This window comes from Homoserinibacter sp. YIM 151385 (assembly GCF_027912415.1).
Taxonomy (GTDB): Bacteria; Actinomycetota; Actinomycetes; order Actinomycetales; family Microbacteriaceae; genus Schumannella.
This window is the reverse complement of the sequence record NZ_CP115175.1, coordinates 147,191-164,157: the sequence shown is the minus strand read 5'-3', so window position 1 is coordinate 164,157 and position 16,967 is coordinate 147,191. Positions and strand designations below refer to the sequence as shown.

The window sequence follows — 16,967 nt, the reverse complement described above, 5'->3', positions numbered from 1 at the left end:
TCGTGGGTCCGATCGGGGATGTCCGTGCGGGGCGTGGCGTCCGTGTCCGGGGGCGTGCTCGGACCTACCCTGTCGGCATGGCCAGCTCCCCCCTCACTCTAGCCGCGCTGGCGACCGCGGCCGTCCCCGGACTCCGGGTGGCCTCCGCCGGCTCGCTCGACGCCGGCGGCCCCGAGGTCGATGCGGCGCTGCTCGCCGACCGCGACGGCACGTGGCACGTCGTCCGGGTCCCCCGCTCGGATGCGGCGCGCGCGCGCATCACGGCCGATCTCGCGGCGCTCCGGGCGCTCAGCCAGGGCGTGCGTGCACGTCTCCCCTTCCACGTGACCTCGCTCGGCGGGCAGCAGGACGGCCCCTCGGGCCGCGTGGTCGTGACCGAGCACATCGCGGGCGACCGGACGCCGCTGTCCGCCGTCACGACCGAGCTCGGCGCCTCGCTCGGCCGCGCGATCGCCGCCATCCACCTCCTCCCGACCTCGGTCGCGACCGACGCCGGCCTCCCGGCTCTGAGCTCGGTCCACGCCCTCCAGGAGACGAGCGCCCTCATCGACCGGACGCTCGCGACCGGCGTCGTCCCGGCCGCGATCCGCGAGCGCTGGGAGCACGCCCTCGAGGACATGCGGCTCTGGCAGTTCCAGCCGACCGTCGTGCACGGCGAGCTCGGGCCCGACTCGATCCGCAGCCACGCGGGCGAGGTCGTCGGCGTGCTCGACTGGCAGTCGCTCCGCGTCGCGGATCCGGCGCGCGACCTCTCCTGGCTCATCGGGGGGCGCCCCTCGGCGATCGCGGATGCGGTGTTCCAGGCCTACGCGGACACCCGCGGCTCGGTCGACGGGCACCTGCGCTCGCGAGCGTCGCTCTACGCGGAGCTCGAGATCGCGAGATGGCTGCTCCACGGGACCGAGACGCGCAGCACCGACATCGTCGACGACGCGGTGCGGATGCTGCACGGACTCGTCGACGATGTCCACAACGACGTCATGGGGCCGCTCGGGCCGCGCACCGCGCCGGTGCTGGCCGTGCACGAGGTCGAGGCGATGCTCGACCGCGTCGAGCGCGCCGGCTAGCTCGTCGGCCGTCCGGCCGACGGCGAGCTCCCGCCGCGCCAGCGCGCGAGCAGCGCCGCCTCGTCGTCGAGCCGCGCAGGCCGGATGACGCGGTCCTCGGCGACGAAGTAGAACGCGGCGTCGATGCGCTCGAGCTCGAGCCCCGACCAGCGCGCGTAGGCGAGCCGGTAGAGCGCGAGCTGGAGCTGCTTCTCGTCGAGATCCTCGGGGCTGGAGGGCGCCCGGCCGGTCTTCCAGTCGACGATCTCGACCCGGCCGCCGTCGAGCTCGTAGACGGCGTCGATCTTGCACACGACGATCCGCCCGTCGAAGGGGAGGTGGATCTCCCGCTCGACCTCGACGGGCTTCAGCCGGCCCCACGGCGAGGCCTCGAAGGTCGCGCGGAGCCGGGCGAAGGCCTCCGCCTCCTCCCCCGCGCCGAGCCCGTCGGCACCGAACCCGTCGGCACCGAGCCCGTCGGCACCGAGCAGGTCGTCGGCGCCGAGGTCCAGCTCGCTCGCGAGCAGGTCCAGCTCGTCGGCGGGGGCCGCCTGGAGCCCGCGCTGCTCGACCCAGGCGTGGAACAGCGTGCCGAGCCGGGTCGCCCGGTAGGGCCGCTCGGGCATCGGCCGCCGGAGCTCGGCGACGACCGCGCGGCGATCGCGCACGAAGTCCTTGAAGCGGGAGGCTGGGATGCGGGAGGGCAGCTCCGCCTCGACCGCGCGGAGGCGCTCGTCCCGCTCGCGCAGGAGGAGCTCGAGGTCGCGCGCCCACGGTCCCTCGGCGGCGCGCGCGGCGTCGGCGGCCGTGACCGCGGCGGCCGCGGCGAGCACGCGCTCGCGGCGCGCGCCGAGCGGATCGCGAGGCCAGGGCGTCGGATCCGGGTCGAGATCCTCGGGTCGCTCCCCCGCCTCCGTCGGCAGCTCGGCGACGACGCCGGCCGCCTCGAGCTCGCGGAGGAAGGCGCTCGGCTCACGGGCGCTGGCCTGGTGCGACCAGAACGATCCCGTGAGCAGCAGCCGGTGGCGCGCGCGGGTCACGGCGACGTAGGCGAGCCGGCGGTCCTCGCCGAGCTGCCGTGCGCGCATCGCCTCGGCGAAGGCCTTCTTCGCGTCGTCGAACTCCTTGCGGTCGGCGACCTCGCGCCACGGCAGGACGGGGAGCGCGTCGGCGTCGCCGCGGAACTCGAAGGGCAGCTCGCCGAAGCTCAGCCAGCCGCTCGTCTCGCGCGATCGCCCCGGGAGCTCGTCCTTGACGAGCCGCGGCACCGCGACGAGATCCCATTCGAGGCCCTTCGCGCCGTGGATCGTGATGATCTGCACGCAGCCGGGCTCCGCGGGCTCGCTCCGCGGCGCGAGGCGCTCCTTCTCCTGCGCGGCGCGCAGCCACCTGAGGAAGGCGCCGAGGCTCGGCCGGCCCGCGCCGAGCTCGCCGAGCTGCAGGAAGCCGCTCAGCGCATCCCGGAAGGCCTCGATCGCCCGCCAGGCACCGGGACGCGCATCGTTGGCGGCGAGCTCGAGATCGAGGTGGAGCGCCTCCATCACCACCGTCACGAGGTCGAGGAGGTCGAGCCGGCCGCGCGTGCGGAGCTCGGCGAAGAGGCGCCCGGCCTCGCGGAGCCGCGCGAGCCCTTCCTCGCTGAAGCGCTCGAGCCGGCTGTGCCCCTCGCGCGCGGAGCTGAGGAAGTCGAGCGCGTCGACGAGCGAGGCGCCGTCCTCCTCGTCGACGGAGCGGCGGAGCGAGCGGCGGACCTCGTCGTCGAGGCGCTGCTGCGCGAGGTCGCGCTCGTCGAGCCAGCGGCCGAGCTCGCGGAGCTCGACGAGATCGGCCGTGCCGATGCGGAAGCGCGCCCCGACGAGCAGCCGCACGAGCTCGGATCCCGCGGACGGGTCGTCGACGACCGCGAGCGCCGCGACGAGGTCGGCGATGACGGGCTCGGCGAGCAGCTGGTCGACGCCGAGGACGTGCACCGGGACGCCGGCCGCGTCGAGCGCCTCCGCGAAGACCCGGAGGGTCGAGCGCGAGCGCATGATGAGGGCCGCGCTCGGCGGCTCGGGCGGCGCGCCCTCGGCGGGGGCGGACCAGCGGCGGCGATCGGCGAGGTGCTCGCGGAACCAGGCCGCCACCTGGGCGGCCTCTTCGCGGATCGTCGCGGGGTAGCGCAGCTCCACCGGCTCGGCGTCGGCGCCGGGGCGCGGGCCGAGGGGCTCGACCCGGACGCCCGAGCCGCCCGCGAGGGGCTCGATGAGCGCGTTCGCGGCGCGCAGGATCTCGGTGCCGTTGCGCCAGCTCGTCGAGAGCGCGAACTCGGTCGTGCCGGGGAACCAGCGGCCGAACTGGCCGAGGTTCGAGGCGCTCGCCCCGCGCCAGCCGTAGATCGCCTGGTTCGGGTCGCCGACCGCCATGACGGGATGCCCGCGGAAGAGCGTCGCGAGCAGTCGGCTCTGGACGACGCTCGTGTCCTGGTACTCGTCGAGGATGACGATCCGCACGCGCTCGCGCAGCTCCTCGCCGACACGGGGATGCCGCTCCACGATCCGGAGCGCGAGGGCGACCTGGTCGCTGAACTCGATGAAGCCGCGCTCGGCCTTCGCGGCGCGGAAGCGCTCCGCGAGCTCCACAAGCACGGGCAGCGCCCCGACCTTCGCGGCCGCGTCGACGACGCTCTCGCGGGGGAAGCGGTCGGGCGACTCGAGCTCCCGCAGGCGAGCGAACTCGGCCGCCATCGCCGAGACGGCCTCGCCGTCGGCGAGGTTGTCGGCGAGCTTGCCGCTCAGCTCGAGCACGGCGCCCGCGATGGCGTCGACCGAGCGGTCGAGGTCGACGAGGCGGGGATCGGCGGCCGCCGTCGCGATGGAGCGCGCGAGCAGGAAGGCGCCCGCCTCGCCGAGCACCACGGCATCCGCGTCGTAGCCGATGAGGCTGGCGTGGTCGCGGAAGATCGACCCCGCGAAGGCGTTGTAGGTGGAGACGGCGGGCACGTCGAGGAGTGCCTCGCCGTGATCGGCCTGGCCGTCGGCCTCGACGAGCTCCGGCACGAGTCCCGCGGCGCGGAGCTGGGCGATGCGGCGCTGCATGCGCTCCGCCAGCTCGCCCGCGGCCTTGCGCGTGAAGGTCAGCCCGAGGATCTGGGAGGGCCGCGCGTGGCCGTTCGCGACGAGCCAGAGCACGCGCGAGGCCATCGTCTCGGTCTTGCCGCTGCCCGCCCCCGCGACCACGAGCGCCGGCTCGACGGCGGAGGACTCGATCACGGCCTGCTGCTGCGGCGTGGGCGGCGGCATCCCGAGGGCGGCGGCGATCTCGAGGGCGCTCACGCGGCGGGCGGGCTCAGCCATTCGTGATCTCCTCCGGGAGGTGGACGGAGCGCGCCTCCGCGCCGGCGCGACCGCGCGGATCGCTCGTGCCCGGGATCGGGAAGCCCGGCCCCGCCATGCCGCGGGCGGCCTCGCGCACCTGCTCGCGGAAGTCCTCGAGCCGGTCCGGGTCGAGGGGCGGCTGGAGGCGGAGCGTGTAGGGCTCCCCCTGCTTCGCGGTGCGGCGCGAGAACAGCAGCGCCGCGCCGCCCGGCCGATGCCCCTCGGGGAGGTCGGGGATCGCTCCGTCGGCATAGGCGACCTGGTAGGCGGAGAGCTGGGGATGATCGAGCGCGTCCTTCGCGCTCGTCACGGCGCGCCCGGTCTTGAGGTCGACGATGACGACGGCCCCGGCCTCCGACTCGACGCGGTCGATCGTGCCGGCGAGGACCGCGGGCGGGAGGTCGAGCTCGAAGCCGCCCTCCGCCGACAGCAGCTCGACGCCCGCGGCGGCCCGGCCGCGGAGGTAGGCGGCGATCGCCTCGATCGCGTGGCGGGCGTCGCGCAGCTCGCGCTCGCCCTCCCATGCGGACTCCCACCGCAGCTGCGGCCAGCGCTCGAGGAGCGCCGACCAGAGCGACTCGACGTCGGCGTCCTCGGCCTCCTCGAGCACGGCATGGAGCAGCGTGCCCTTCCCCGCGGCGAGCCCCGAGGACCCGGCGACGGTCGCCACGAACCACTCCATGGGCGAGCGCTGGAACTCCTCGAGCCGCGAGGGCGAGACGCGGACGCGGGCCTCCGGGTCCGCGAGGTCGTGGAGCGGCGCGGTCGTGCTCGGCTCGCGGAGCCCCGACCACTCCGCGGGATCCGCGCCCGGCACCCCCGCCGCGGCGAGCGCGGCGAGCGCGGCCGCCGCCTCGCCGTCGGATCGCCCGTGCCGGGCGGCGGCCGCGAGTCGGCGCCGCAGCCAGCCCGTCATGCCGCGGAGCGTCAGGGGCGCCGGCGAGGGCGCGAGCGGCTCGGCGCCCGCGATCGACGGCTCCGCGAGGAGCCGGTGGAAGACGCTCGGCTGCTCGTCCTCGCCGGCGAGGGCCGCGAGCACGACGCCGGTCCGGGCGCGGGAGACCGCGAGCGCGAGGAGGCGGAGCTCATCCGCGAGGACCGCGCGGCGGGGGTCGCCCGACTCGGGCACGCCGCCGACGATCTCGAGCAGCCGCTGCCCGCCGAGGAGCGAGCCGCGGGGTCGCAGGTTCGGCCAGCGCCCCTCCTGGAGCCCCGTGAGGACGACCGTGTCGAACTCGGCGCCCACGACGCCGGCCGGGGTCGTGACGAGCACGGCCTCGCCGACGGAGGCGGGCGCGAGCGTGTCCTCGGGGACCTGCGCATCGAGGACGGCGGCGAGGAACTCGCCCGCCGGCTCGCCGGGCGCCCGCTCGGCGCGCCGACGGGCCGCCGCGAAGAGCGCGACGACGCCGTCGAGCGCGCGGTTCGCCTCCTCCGCCTCGAGGCCGGCGCCGAGCGCCCGGGCGCGCCACGGCTCCGCGACGCCGCTGCCGTCCCAGGCGGCCCAGAGGAGCTCCTCGGCCGTGCCGCCCGCGGCATCCGCGGCGCGGAGCGCGGCGAGGATCCCGGCGAGTCGGCGGGCGTCGCGCCCGACCCGGTGGTCGATGCTCGCGAGGTGTGCGGGGTCGGCGAGCGCCTCCACCAGCAGCTCGTCGACGACACGGTCGACGCCGCCCGCGAGCGACTCGGCGCGCAGCTCGCGCGCGAGCCGGCGCAGGCCCACCCGGTCGAGCCCGCCGAAGGGGCCGGTCAGGAGCTCGCGCGCGGCCGCGCCGTCGAGCGGATCGCGGCCGATGCCCACCGACACGAGGCGGAGGAGCGCGGCGGCCGCCGGCTCGTCGCGCACCGCGACCCCGCCCGAGAGCGTGCGGCACGGGACCTGCGCCGAGGCGAGGGCGCGGAGGACCGGCGCGACGGCGGCGCCGCTGCGCACGACGACCGCGAGCGCCGACCAGGGCACGCCCTCGAGCAGGTGCCGCTCCCGGAGCGCCCGCGCGATGCCCGCGTGGAGCACCGCCGGACTCTCGGCCTCGTGGATGCGGACCGGCGGCACGGCGCCGTCCGCGAGCGCGCTCTCGGCACGGCGCTGGGTGCCGGCGCGCGCCGCGCCGATGCGGCCCGTGATCTCGACGACCGCCCGCCGCAGTCCCGGCCCGTGGCGGTGCACGCGGTCGAGCACGAGTCGGCGCACCGGGCCGACCCGCTCGATCGCCTCGAGGCGCTCGACGGTCTGCGCCACCGCATCCGCCTCCCCGCCCCGGAAGCTGTTGCTCGCGATGTCGGGATCGCCGAAGCCGACGACGGCGGCGCCCCGGCGCGCGAAGGCCGCGACGAGCGCGAGCGCCCCCTCGGTCGCCTCCTGCAGGTCGTCGACGAGCAGGAGGCGGACCCGGGAGAGCCGCTCCCCCGCCTCGCCCTCCTCGACGGCGCGCACCGCGAAGGCGAGCAGCTCGGCCGGGTCGAGCGCGCCCTCGTGCAGCTCGGGAGCGGCGATGATGTCGCGGTAGCGGTCCACGAACTCGGCCGCCGCCCGCCATTCGGGCCGGGACTCGCGCTCGCCGAGCCGGCGCAGCTCGCCCGTGCCGATGCCGAGCTCGGTCAGGCGCGCGATGAGCTCGCGGAGCTCGCCGCGGAAGACCGGGAGCGCGCGGACGCCGGGGTCGAGGTGCGCCGGCCAGTCGGGACCGGGCGCGCCCTCCGCCTGCCCGTCGAGCAGCTCCCGGATGACGAGATCCTGCTCGGCGCCGCTGAGGAGCCGGGGCGCGGGCGCCTCGGCGAGCAGCGCGCTCGAGGCGACCGCCTCGAAGGCCACCGAGGATGCCGTGCGTGCGAGGTCGCCCGTGGTCACCTGCCCGAGGCGGATCGCGAGCCGCTCGCGCATGGCGGCGGCGGCCCGGCGGCTCGAGGCGATCGCGAGGATCTCGTCGGCGGCGAGGTCGCCGGACGCGACCCGCTCCGCCGCGAGCGCCTCGAGCACGGCCGTCTTGCCGCTGCCGGGCGCGCCCAGCACGACGGCCGAGGCGCCCGCGGGCAGCTCGAGGACGGCGCGCTGCGACAGGTCGAGATCCACGCGCTCACGCTATCGGGCGGCCCCGACAACGGCGCCGCCCGCCGGTTCTGCCCAGGGTGAACGCGGACGCGCGCCGGTCGCCGCTGGAATATGTTGTGTTCGTGGACATTCGCATCGGCATCGCCAACTCCGCCCGTGAAATCGCCTTCGAGACCTCGCAGCCCGCGGCCGAGGTCGAGAAGACCGTGTCCGAGGCCCTCGACTCGGACGCGAAGTTCATCAAGCTCTCCGACGACAAGGGACGCGTCTACATCGTCCCGACGGCGAGCTTCACCTACCTCGAGGTCGGCGGCGACCAGTCGCGCCGCGTCGGCTTCGTCGCCTAGGCTCCCCGACATGCAGGGCCTCGAGCTGATCTACGTGACCGTCATCGGGGCCGCCATCGCGGCGCTCGTGCGCTACCTGCTCCCGGGCCGGGGCACCTACGGCGTGCTCCTGCTCCCCGCCGTCGGCGGCGCGGTCACGAGCGCCGTCTGGGTCGGCCTCCTCTGGCTCGGCTGGACGATCGACGGCACCTGGATCTGGGTCGCCTCGCTGGGTGCGGCGGGCGTCGCCGCGATCGCGCTCGCCCTCGTCCTGGCGCGGGTCCGCCCCGCGGCCGACGCGCGGCGGCTCGCGCAGCTCAGCAGCGGCCGCGCCTAGCCCGGCGGGCGCGTCCAGGACGACGGCCGCGTCTCAGGCGGTCAGCCCGAGCGCATCCATCCGGCGCGTGTGCTCGGCCATGAGGCCCGTGAACACGGGCTCGATGCGCTCCTCGCCCGTCGGAGCGCCGTCGATGGCGAGCGCCGCACGCGCGACGAGCATGGTGTCGCCGACGAGCCGTCGACCCCACATCGCGAGCCGGGAGGCGAGCCGGGGGCTGCCGTCGAGCGCCTCGCGCAGCTCGCGCACGAGCACCTCCGAGCCGTCGTCGACCTCGAGGAGGTCGGTCACGCGCTCGCGCAGCTCCTCGGGCAGGCCGCCCGCGAGCGCGTCGAAGAAGTCGACGAGGAAGCCCTGCGTGATGTAGCAGGTCGTGAGGATCTCGTACCAGTCCTGCCCGGCCGTGCGCCGGTGGAACTCGTCGATGTCGCGGCTGAAGGGCTCCATCGCCTCGCTCGGGGTGCGACCGCGCTCGCGCAGCAGGGCGACCATGCCCTCGTGCGCCGCGATCAGCGGCGACGCGACGCCGCTGAGGGCCGTCTTCGCCTCCGTCGTCGGGGCGGCCGCGATCGCGCGGCCCACGTTCTCGAAGAGCGCGAGCACGAGGTAGGCGCAGCGGCCGAGGTAGGCGTCGGGGTCGGGTCGCAGGTCGCCGAGCTCGACGCGGGCGACCTGCACGGCCGCCGGGCGGGCGACGCGGGCGGCCGTCGCGGAGCGCGCGCGGCGGCGTCGGAACCAGGAGGGCACGGTCTCGAGTGTAGGGCCAGGCCCGCGCGTCGACGGCCCCCGGCGTGCACCCCGGTAGGATGGCCGGACCGACATCAGACAGGTTTCACTTCGTGACGTTCAGCGATCTCAACATCGATCAGGACATGGTCGACGCGCTCGGTGCCAAGGGCATCCTCGAGCCGTTCCCCATCCAGTCCCAGACCATCCCCCTCGGCCTCGCCCGCCAGGACATCATCGGCCAGGCGAAGACGGGCACGGGCAAGACCTTCGGCTTCGGCCTCCCCGTCATCCAGCGCCTCGGCCTCGAGCCGGAGCCGGGCGTGCAGGCGCTCGTCGTCGTGCCGACCCGCGAGCTGTGCGTGCAGGTCGCCGAGGACCTCGAGCTCGCGGCCTCGAACCGCGACACCAAGGTCGTCGCGATCTACGGCGGCAAGGCCTACGAGGGCCAGGTCGAGCAGCTCAAGGCCGGCGCGCAGATCGTCGTCGGCACGCCGGGGCGCCTCCTCGACCTCGCGGGCCAGCGGCTGCTGAGCCTCGCGAACGTCAAGGTCATGGTGCTCGACGAGGCCGACAAGATGCTCGACCTCGGCTTCCTGCCCGACGTCGAGCGCCTCTTCGCGCAGACCCCCGCGACACGCCACACGATGCTGTTCTCGGCGACCATGCCGGGGCCGGTCATCGCGCTCGCCCGCCGCTTCATGAACAAGCCCATCCACATCCGGGCCTCCGACCCGGACGAGGGCCTGACGCAGGCGAACATCAAGCACGTCATCTACCGGGCGCACTCGCTCGACAAGGACGAGGTCATCTCGCGCATCCTCCAGGCGGAGGGGCGGGGCAAGACGGTCATCTTCACGCGCACGAAGCGCGCGGCCGCGAAGCTCGTCGAGGAGCTCACCGACCGCGGCTTCTCGGCCGGCGCCGTCCACGGCGACATGAGCCAGGAGGCGCGCGAGCGCTCCATGGCCGGCTTCAAGGCGGGCAAGCGGGACGTCCTCATCGCGACCGACGTCGCGGCGCGCGGCATCGACGTGAACGACGTCACGCACGTCATCAACCACACGGTCCCCGACGACCACGACACCTACCTGCACCGTGCCGGCCGCACCGGCCGCGCGGGCAAGACGGGGATCGCGGTGACCTTCGTCGACTGGGACGACCTCCACAAGTGGGCGCTCATCGACCGCGCCCTCGACATGGGCGTGCCGGAGCCGGTCGAGACCTACTCCTCCTCGCCGCACCTCTACACGGACCTCGACATCCCCCAGGGCGTGAAGGGCCGGCTGAAGCCCACCCCGGCGGCGCCCCACCAGGAGAAGCCCCGCGAGCGGCGCGAGGGCTCCGGCGACGGCCAGCGCCGGCGCCGCTCCCGCGGCGGCTCGGGCGACTCCGGCACCTCGCAGTCGGCGCCCTCGACGGCCGCCGACGAGACGACCCGCTCGGAGGGGGGCGGCACGCACGACGGCGCCGCGCCCTCGCGCCGGCGCCGCACCCGCCGTCGCCGCGGCGGCTCCGGCCAGGGCACGCCGACGCCGCCCGCCGGCGCGTAGTCGGCGCGTCGTCGGCGCACCGCGCCGATCGCACCGCGAGCACGGCAGGAGGGGCCGTCCGGATCATCCGGGCGGCCCCTCCCCGCGTTCGGCGCTAGGCGACCCGCGTGCCCGTGCCCCGGGCGAGGATCGCCTCGTAGACCGCCCGGGAGGTCGTGTGCTCGCCGAGCAGGTTCGGCTTGCCGGCGCCGTGGTAGTCGCTCGAGCCCGTCTCGACGAGCCCGTAGCGCCGCGCGAGCGCGCTCCACTTCTCGCGAGCGGCCGGCGGGTTGTCGCGGTGCTCGATCTCGACGCCGAAGAGCCCCGCGTCCACGAGCTCCTCGAGGCGCCGGCGCGTCAGCACGTGATCGGGCCCGCGCGCACCGGGGTGCGCGATCACCGGGACGCCGCCCGCCTCGACGACGAGCTCGACGCCCGCGAGCGGCGACGGGGCCTCGTGCGGCGCGTAGTAGCCGCCGCGCCAGTGCAGGATGCTCTGGAACGCGGCCGTGCGGTCGGCGACGTGGCCGCGCGCGACGAGCGCATCGGCGATGTGCGGCCGGCCGATCGTGCCGCCGGGCGTCGTCTGGGCGAGGACGTCATCCCAGCTCAGCTCGTAGTCCCGCCCGATGCGCGCGACCATCGACTCGGCGCGGTGGAGCCGCTCCTCGCGGATGCGCGCCGTCTCGGCGACGAGGCGGGGATGCGCGGGATCGACCAGGTAGGCGAGGACGTGCACGCTCGCGAAGTCGAGCTGCGTCGAGAGCTCCATGCCGGGCAGGACCGTCACGCCCATGCCGCTCGCGGCATCCAGCGCCTCGGCCCAGCCCGCGGTCGAGTCGTGATCGGTCAGCGCGACGACCTCGAGGCCCGCCTCGGCCGCCGCGGCGACGAGCTCCGCGGGCGACTGGGTGCCGTCGGAGACGCTGCTGTGCGCATGCAGGTCGATGCGGCCGGTCGCGGGCATCCTCACATGCTAGGCGGTTACGCTCGACCGGCCATGCTCCGACGTCTCCTCGCCGCAGCCTTCGTCCTGCTCGCCGCCGCCGCGCTCCTGCTCATCGCCTGGCCGCAGCTGCTCTCGCTCGAGCGGCTCCCCCTCGTCGCGCAGATCGTGTCGCTCCGCGCCGCGCTCGCGGGCGGCGGGCTGGTGCTCCTCCTGGTCGTCGCGATCCTCGCGATCGCGGTCCGGCGCTCGCGCATCGTCACGGGACCGCTCGCGCTGCTCCTCGCGCTCTTCGTCGCCCTCAACGCCGGCGTCCTCGCGCTCCGCGGCGCCGATCAGTCGCCACTCGCGGCCGAGGAGGAGGGCGATCTCACCGTGATGGTCTGGAACACCCTCGGCGACGAGCCGGGCGCCGAGGCGATCGCGCGCCTCGCGCTCGACTCGGGTGCCGACATCGTGGTGCTGCCCGAGACGAGCCGCGGGACGGCGGAGGAGGCCGCGGCCGTCATGGCGGCCGAGGGGCGCACGATGGACGCCCGCTCGCTCTGGTACGACGAGATCGCGATCGCCCGCACCACCTCCCTCCTCATCAGCACGGAGCTCGGCCCCTACGAGCGCGATGCGGAGGCCGGCGAGACCCGCACCCTGCCGAGCTTCGTGATGCGGCCCGTCGACGGGACCGGCCCCACGATCGTCGCCGCGCATCCCGTCGCGCCCGTGCCCGGCGAGATGTCGGCATGGCGCCAGGGACTGAGCTGGCTCGCAGACCGCTGCGCGGAGCCGGACACGATCGTCGCCGGCGACCTGAACTCGACGCTCGACCACTACACCTCGCTCGGCGAGGGCGGGGGCGATCTCGGCACCTGCCGCGATGCCGCCCGCGCGGCGGGCTCGGGCGCGGTGGGCACCTGGCCGACCGACGCGCCGGCGCTCCTCGGCGCGCCCATCGACCACGTCCTCGTGAGCGAGGGCTGGGAGGTCCGCGACGTCGAGGTCGTCACGAGCCTCGACGGCGCCGGGAGCGACCATCGGCCGGTGCTCGCGCGGCTGCATCCGACCGGCTGAGGTGGCCGAGGTCGGCGGGCGGTGCGAGACTGTCCGCATGGCCGAATCCCCCTCGACGCCCGCCCCGCGCGCGACCGCGAACCGCTCCACCACCCCCGGATCGGACGCCTTCAAGGACTACATCTCGAGCGGCTGGGCCGAGCGCCCGGTCTCGCTCCCGGCGCCGCGCGAGTCGGCGGCCTTCGCGGCCGCGCGCCGCCTGCGCATCTCGGCGCAGCATCCCGGCGAGCGGCTCGTCATCCCGGCGGGGCCCGCGAAGGTCCGCTCGAACGACACCGACTACCCGTACCGCGCGCACTCCGCGTTCTCGCACCTCACGGGCTGGGGGGCGGATGCCGTGCCCGGCTCGGTGCTCGTGCTCGAGCCCGGCGCGGAGGGGCACGAGGCGACCCTGTACTTCCGCGAGGCGGCGGGCCGCCACTCGGACGAGTTCTACGCGAACCCCGAGGTCGGCGAGTTCTGGACCGGCCCCCGCCCGAGCCTCGAGCACGTCGCGGCGGATCTGGGCCTCGCGACCCGCCCGCTCGGCGAGCTGGCCGCCGTGCTGGATGCGACCGACGCCTCGACGCGCATCGTGAGGGAGGCCGACCGCGAGCTCACCGACCGGGTCGACGGCCGGCGTCTCATGGCCGCCGAGATCCCCGGCGACATCGAGCAGGAGGTGGACGCCGAGCTGCTCCGCGACCTCAGCGAGCTGCGTCTCGTGAAGGACGAGTACGAGATCGCGCAGCTGCGCCAAGCGGTCGACGCGACCCGCCTCGGCTTCGACGACGTCATCGCCGAGCTCCCGCGCATCACAGCGCACCGCCGGGGCGAGCGCCTCGTCGAGGGCACCTTCGACCGGCGCGCCCGCGCCGAGGGCAACACGGTCGGCTACGACACGATCGCGGCGAGCGGGCCGCACGCCTGCATCCTGCACTGGACCCGCAACGACGGCCCGGTCGTGGCGGGCGACCTCATCCTCATCGATGCGGGCGTCGAGCTCGACAGCCTCTACACCGCCGACATCACCCGGACGCTCCCCGTCGACGGCTCCTTCTCCCCCGTGCAGCGGCGCGTCTACGAGGCCGTCCTCGAGGCGGCGGATGCGGCGCTCGCGATCGTGCGCCCCGGCATCCGCTTCCGCGAGATCCACCAGACGGCGATGGGCGTCATCGCGGCGCGCACGGCCGAGTGGGGCCTCCTGCCGGTGAGCGCGGAGGAGTCGCTCGAGCCGGAGCGCCAGTACCACCGGCGCTACATGGTGCACGGGACCTCGCATCACCTCGGCCTCGACGTGCACGACTGCGCCCAGGCCCGCCGCGAGCTCTACCTCGACGGGGTCGTGGAGGCCGGCATGGTCTTCACGATCGAGCCGGGCCTCTACTTCCAGCCCGACGACCTGACCGTCCCGGAGGAGCTTCGCGGGATCGGCGTCCGCATCGAGGACGACATCCTCGTGACCGAGTCGGGTGCCGTGAGCCTGTCCGCCGGGATCCCGCGCACGGTCGACGAGGTCGAGGACTGGATGGCGGGCCGCTAGCTCAGCGCTCCCGCGCGAGGACCGCGAGCACCTCGTCGATCGCGGCGAGGCCCTGGCGGACCTCGTCGGCCGTGACGACGCACGGCGGGACGACGTGGATGCGGTTGTCGGCGATGAACGGCAGCACGCCCCGCTCGAGCAGCAGCTGCTTCGCCCGCCCGAGCGCACCCGGTGCGAGCGGCTGGCGCGTCGCGCGGTCCTCGACGAGCTCGATCGCCCAGAAGACGCCGCGGCCGCGGACCTCGCCGATGAGCTCGTGACGCTCGGCGAGCTCCGCGAGGCCGGGACCGAGCACGTCGTGCCCGATCGCGCGGGCGTGGTCGACGATGCCCTCCTGCTCCATGGCGTCGAGCGCGCCGACGACGGAGGCCGCCGCGAGCGGGTGACCCGAGTAGGTGAGGCCGCCGGGGAAGACGCGGTCGTCGAAGCCGGCCGCGATGGGCCGGGAGATGATGACGCCGCCGATCGGGACGTAGCCGGAGTTGACGCCCTTCGCGAAGGTCACGAGGTCGGGGCGCACGCCCTCGGCGTCGAGCGCGAGCCACTCGCCGGTGCGGCCGAAGCCGGCCATGACCTCGTCGAGGATGAAGACGATGCCGTAGCGGTCGGCGATCTCGCGGACCCCCTGGAGGTAGCCGGGCGGGGGCATGAGGACGCCCGCGGTGCCCGGGATGGTCTCGAGGAGGATCGCGGCGACCGAGTCGGGGCCTTCGGCCTGGATGGTGCGCTCGAGGTGGCGGAGGGCCCGGTCGCGCTCCTGCTCGACCGAGTCCGCCCAGAACTCGGAGCGGTAGAGGTACGGCCCGAAGACATGGACATGGCCGCGCGCGTACTCGTTCGGGACGCGGCGCCAGTCGCCGGTCGCGACGACCGCGGCGCCCGTGTTGCCGTGGTACGAGCGGTAGGTCGAGACGACCTTGTCGCGACCGGTGTGGAGGCGGGCCATGCGGATGGCGTTCTCGTTCGCGTCGGCGCCGCCGTTCGTGAAGAAGACCGTGTCGAGTCCCTCGGGGGCCCGGCGGGCGATGCGCGCCGCCGCCTCGCCGCGGACCGCGACGGCATGCGCGGGCGCGGCGGTCGCGAGGATCGCCGCCTGCTCCTGGATCGCACGGACGACGGCGGGGTGCTGGTGTCCGATGTTCGTGTTGACGAGCTGGCTCGAGAGGTCGAGGTAGCGGCGCCCCGCGGCATCCCAGACGGTGCTCCCCTCGCCGCCCGCGATCGCGAGGGGCGAGAGCGCGCCCTGCGCCGACCAGGAGTGGAAGACGTGCCCGCGGTCGAGCTCGAGGACGCGCTCGGCGTCCGCCTCGGCGATCGACTGCAGCGTCGTGGCGACGTCGGTCATGGGTGGGGCTCCTCGGGGTCGGGACGCGCGCGGCACGGTGTCGCGGCGAGCGCGCGCTCTGCCTATCCTGCGCGCACGAGTCTTCCCGAGTCGCTCACCGATTGTCGAGCCCGATAGTCTCGGCTCGACATTCCGACAGACAGGACGCGACGCGAGGAGGCCCTGTGCAGCCGACCATCGACCGCCTGCTCCAGGTGCGCGAGCTGAAGCTCCGCCTCGTGCCCGGGCCCGGCGGGGACGGGGAGCGCGGGGCGGCCCGGCGAGCCCGTCCGATCTCGTGGGTGCACAGCTCCGACCTCGAGGATCCGCGCGGCTTCATCCCGCCCGACGCGCTCCTGCTCACCGACGGCGCCCAGTTCGTCGCCGACCCGGAGGGCGCCGACTTCGCGGGGTACGTCGGCAGGCTCCTCGAGGCGGAGGTCGTGGGGCTCGGCTTCGCGACGCAGTTCCTCCACGCCGGCATGCCGGCGGCGCTCGTCGCGGCCTGCGCCGAGCAGGGGCTGCCGCTCCTCGACGTGCCCGAGCGCGTGCCCTTCGTCTCCATCATCCGCCGGGTCGCCGACGACCTCGCGGCGGAGCGCACGGCATCCCTCGAGCGCTCGATCCAGGCGCAGCGGGCGATCTCGCTCGCGGCGCTCCGCCCCGACGGGATGTCGGCGATCCTCACGGCCCTCGAGACGCGGCTCGACGCGCGGGTCGGGCTCTTCGACGGTGCGGGCCGCGCGGTCCGGACCGCGGGGGCGCGCGGGCTCGACGAGGCGGTCGCGGAGGCGATCGAGCCGGAGGTGCGCGGGATGCTGCGCGCCGCCCGGCGGGCGTCCTCCGGTCTCGAGGCGGCCGGCTCGCGCGTCACGATGCAGAGCCTCGGGCAGGCGGGCGAGCTGCGCGGCGTCCTCGCGATCCAGCACGCGGCGCCGCTGGATCGCGCCGACGCCGGGCTCGTGACGAGCGTCATCGCGCTCGCGAGCCTCGCACTCGAGCAGAACCGGGCGCTCGACGAGTCGCGGGGGGCGCTGCGCCGCGGCATCCTCGAGCTGCTGCTCGCGGGCGCCGAGCCGGTCGCGCGGCAGACGGCGGCGCCCATCTGGGGGCGCCTGCCCGCGGGGCCGCTCGCGGTCGCCGCGCTCGAGACGGGCACCGCCGCGGAGCTCCGCGGCGCGCTCGACCGGCTCGTCGACGACTCGGGCGGGGCCGTCTTCCACGCGGATCGCGCGGACCGCACGATCGTCCTCGCCGAGGTCGAGGGCGTCCCCCCGGTCCTCGAGCTCGCGGCACGGCTCGGCCGCCGCGCCGGGCTCTCCTCCCTCGTGGAGTCGGTGCGGCTGGAGGCGGGGCTCGCCGAGGCGGGCCGGGCGCTCGACCGCGCGACGCGCCTCGGCATCCCCCTCGTCCGCTTCGACGAGCTGCGCGAGGAGGGCGTGCTCGGGGCACTGCGTCGCGGTGGCGGCGAGGAGCTCGCGGAGCGCCTGCTCGGGCCGCTGCGTCAGGCGGATGCGGCGCGCGGCTCCGAGCTCGAGTCGACGCTGCGGGCGTGGCTCGCGGAGGGCTGCTCCTGGGAGCGCGCCTCGGCCGCGCTCGGCATCCACCGCCACACGCTGCGCTCGCGGGTCGCTGCGGCATCCGCGCTGCTCGGACTCGACCTCGAGGACTTCGAGGGGCGGCTCGAGCTCTGGGCGGCCCTCGAGCTCGGCGAGCGGGACGACTGAGCCGTCCCGCT

General features: G+C 75.5%; 12 protein-coding genes. 7 read left to right on the top strand and 5 right to left on the bottom strand.

Going from position 1 to position 16,967, the window contains the following annotated elements; genetic code table 11:
• The first annotated feature begins 77 nt into the window (after positions 1-77).
• Entirely contained in the window at positions 78-1,067 is a 990-nt protein-coding gene (locus OF852_RS00795) for a phosphotransferase (RefSeq protein WP_271119916.1), read from the top strand.
• Here the strand turns inward: OF852_RS00795 and OF852_RS00790 are convergent.
• Positions 1,064-4,381 (bottom strand): ATP-dependent helicase, encoded by a 3,318-nt coding sequence (locus OF852_RS00790; RefSeq protein WP_271119915.1) that lies wholly within the window; start codon positions 4,379-4,381, stop codon positions 1,064-1,066. The genes OF852_RS00795 and OF852_RS00790 overlap by 4 nt on opposite strands.
• Positions 4,374-7,472: a UrvD/REP family ATP-dependent DNA helicase gene (locus tag OF852_RS00785; protein WP_271119914.1), complete on the bottom strand. Its 3,099-nt coding sequence runs from the start codon at positions 7,470-7,472 to the stop codon at positions 4,374-4,376. The genes OF852_RS00790 and OF852_RS00785 overlap by 8 nt, the downstream gene beginning before the upstream one ends.
• A gap of 101 nt (positions 7,473-7,573) precedes the next feature.
• Between OF852_RS00785 and OF852_RS00780 the strand changes: the two genes are divergently transcribed.
• Both OF852_RS00780 and OF852_RS00775 read left to right on the top strand, forming a co-directional pair.
• Positions 7,574-7,798: a DUF3107 domain-containing protein gene (locus tag OF852_RS00780; RefSeq protein ID WP_271119913.1), complete on the top strand. Its 225-nt coding sequence runs from the start codon at positions 7,574-7,576 to the stop codon at positions 7,796-7,798.
• Between the two features lie 10 nt (positions 7,799-7,808).
• Positions 7,809-8,114: a hypothetical protein gene (locus OF852_RS00775; protein WP_271119912.1), complete on the top strand. Its 306-nt coding sequence runs from the start codon at positions 7,809-7,811 to the stop codon at positions 8,112-8,114.
• Positions 8,115-8,147: 33 nt separating this feature from the next.
• Here OF852_RS00775 and OF852_RS00770 read toward each other — a convergent pair whose 3' ends face one another.
• Complete coding sequence (locus OF852_RS00770; RefSeq protein ID WP_271119911.1) at positions 8,148-8,861, bottom strand: ferritin-like fold-containing protein; 714 nt, start codon at positions 8,859-8,861, stop codon at positions 8,148-8,150.
• 92 nt (positions 8,862-8,953) lie between these two features.
• Here OF852_RS00770 and OF852_RS00765 point away from each other — a divergent pair, with 92 nt between their 5' ends.
• Positions 8,954-10,393 (top strand): DEAD/DEAH box helicase, encoded by a 1,440-nt coding sequence (locus tag OF852_RS00765; RefSeq protein ID WP_271119910.1) that lies wholly within the window; start codon positions 8,954-8,956, stop codon positions 10,391-10,393.
• A gap of 94 nt (positions 10,394-10,487) precedes the next feature.
• Here OF852_RS00765 and OF852_RS00760 read toward each other — a convergent pair whose 3' ends face one another.
• Complete coding sequence (locus OF852_RS00760; protein ID WP_271119909.1) at positions 10,488-11,339, bottom strand: PHP domain-containing protein; 852 nt, start codon at positions 11,337-11,339, stop codon at positions 10,488-10,490.
• A gap of 33 nt (positions 11,340-11,372) precedes the next feature.
• Here OF852_RS00760 and OF852_RS00755 point away from each other — a divergent pair, with 33 nt between their 5' ends.
• Together OF852_RS00755 and OF852_RS00750 are read left to right on the top strand one after the other, a co-directional pair.
• Entirely contained in the window at positions 11,373-12,383 is a 1,011-nt protein-coding gene (locus OF852_RS00755; RefSeq protein WP_271119908.1) for an endonuclease/exonuclease/phosphatase family protein, read from the top strand.
• A 37-nt stretch (positions 12,384-12,420) separates the two neighbouring features.
• Positions 12,421-13,905, top strand: a complete 1,485-nt coding sequence (locus tag OF852_RS00750) for an aminopeptidase P family protein (RefSeq protein WP_271119907.1) — start codon at positions 12,421-12,423, stop codon at positions 13,903-13,905.
• Position 13,906: 1 nt separating this feature from the next.
• Here the strand turns inward: OF852_RS00750 and OF852_RS00745 are convergent, their stop codons facing one another.
• Positions 13,907-15,250 (bottom strand): aspartate aminotransferase family protein, encoded by a 1,344-nt coding sequence (locus OF852_RS00745; RefSeq protein ID WP_271119906.1) that lies wholly within the window; start codon positions 15,248-15,250, stop codon positions 13,907-13,909.
• A 164-nt stretch (positions 15,251-15,414) separates the two neighbouring features.
• Here OF852_RS00745 and OF852_RS00740 point away from each other — a divergent pair, with 164 nt between their 5' ends.
• Positions 15,415-16,956, top strand: coding sequence for a PucR family transcriptional regulator (locus OF852_RS00740; protein ID WP_271119905.1), 1,542 nt, complete (start codon positions 15,415-15,417; stop codon positions 16,954-16,956).
• The last annotated feature ends 11 nt before the right edge of the window (positions 16,957-16,967 follow it).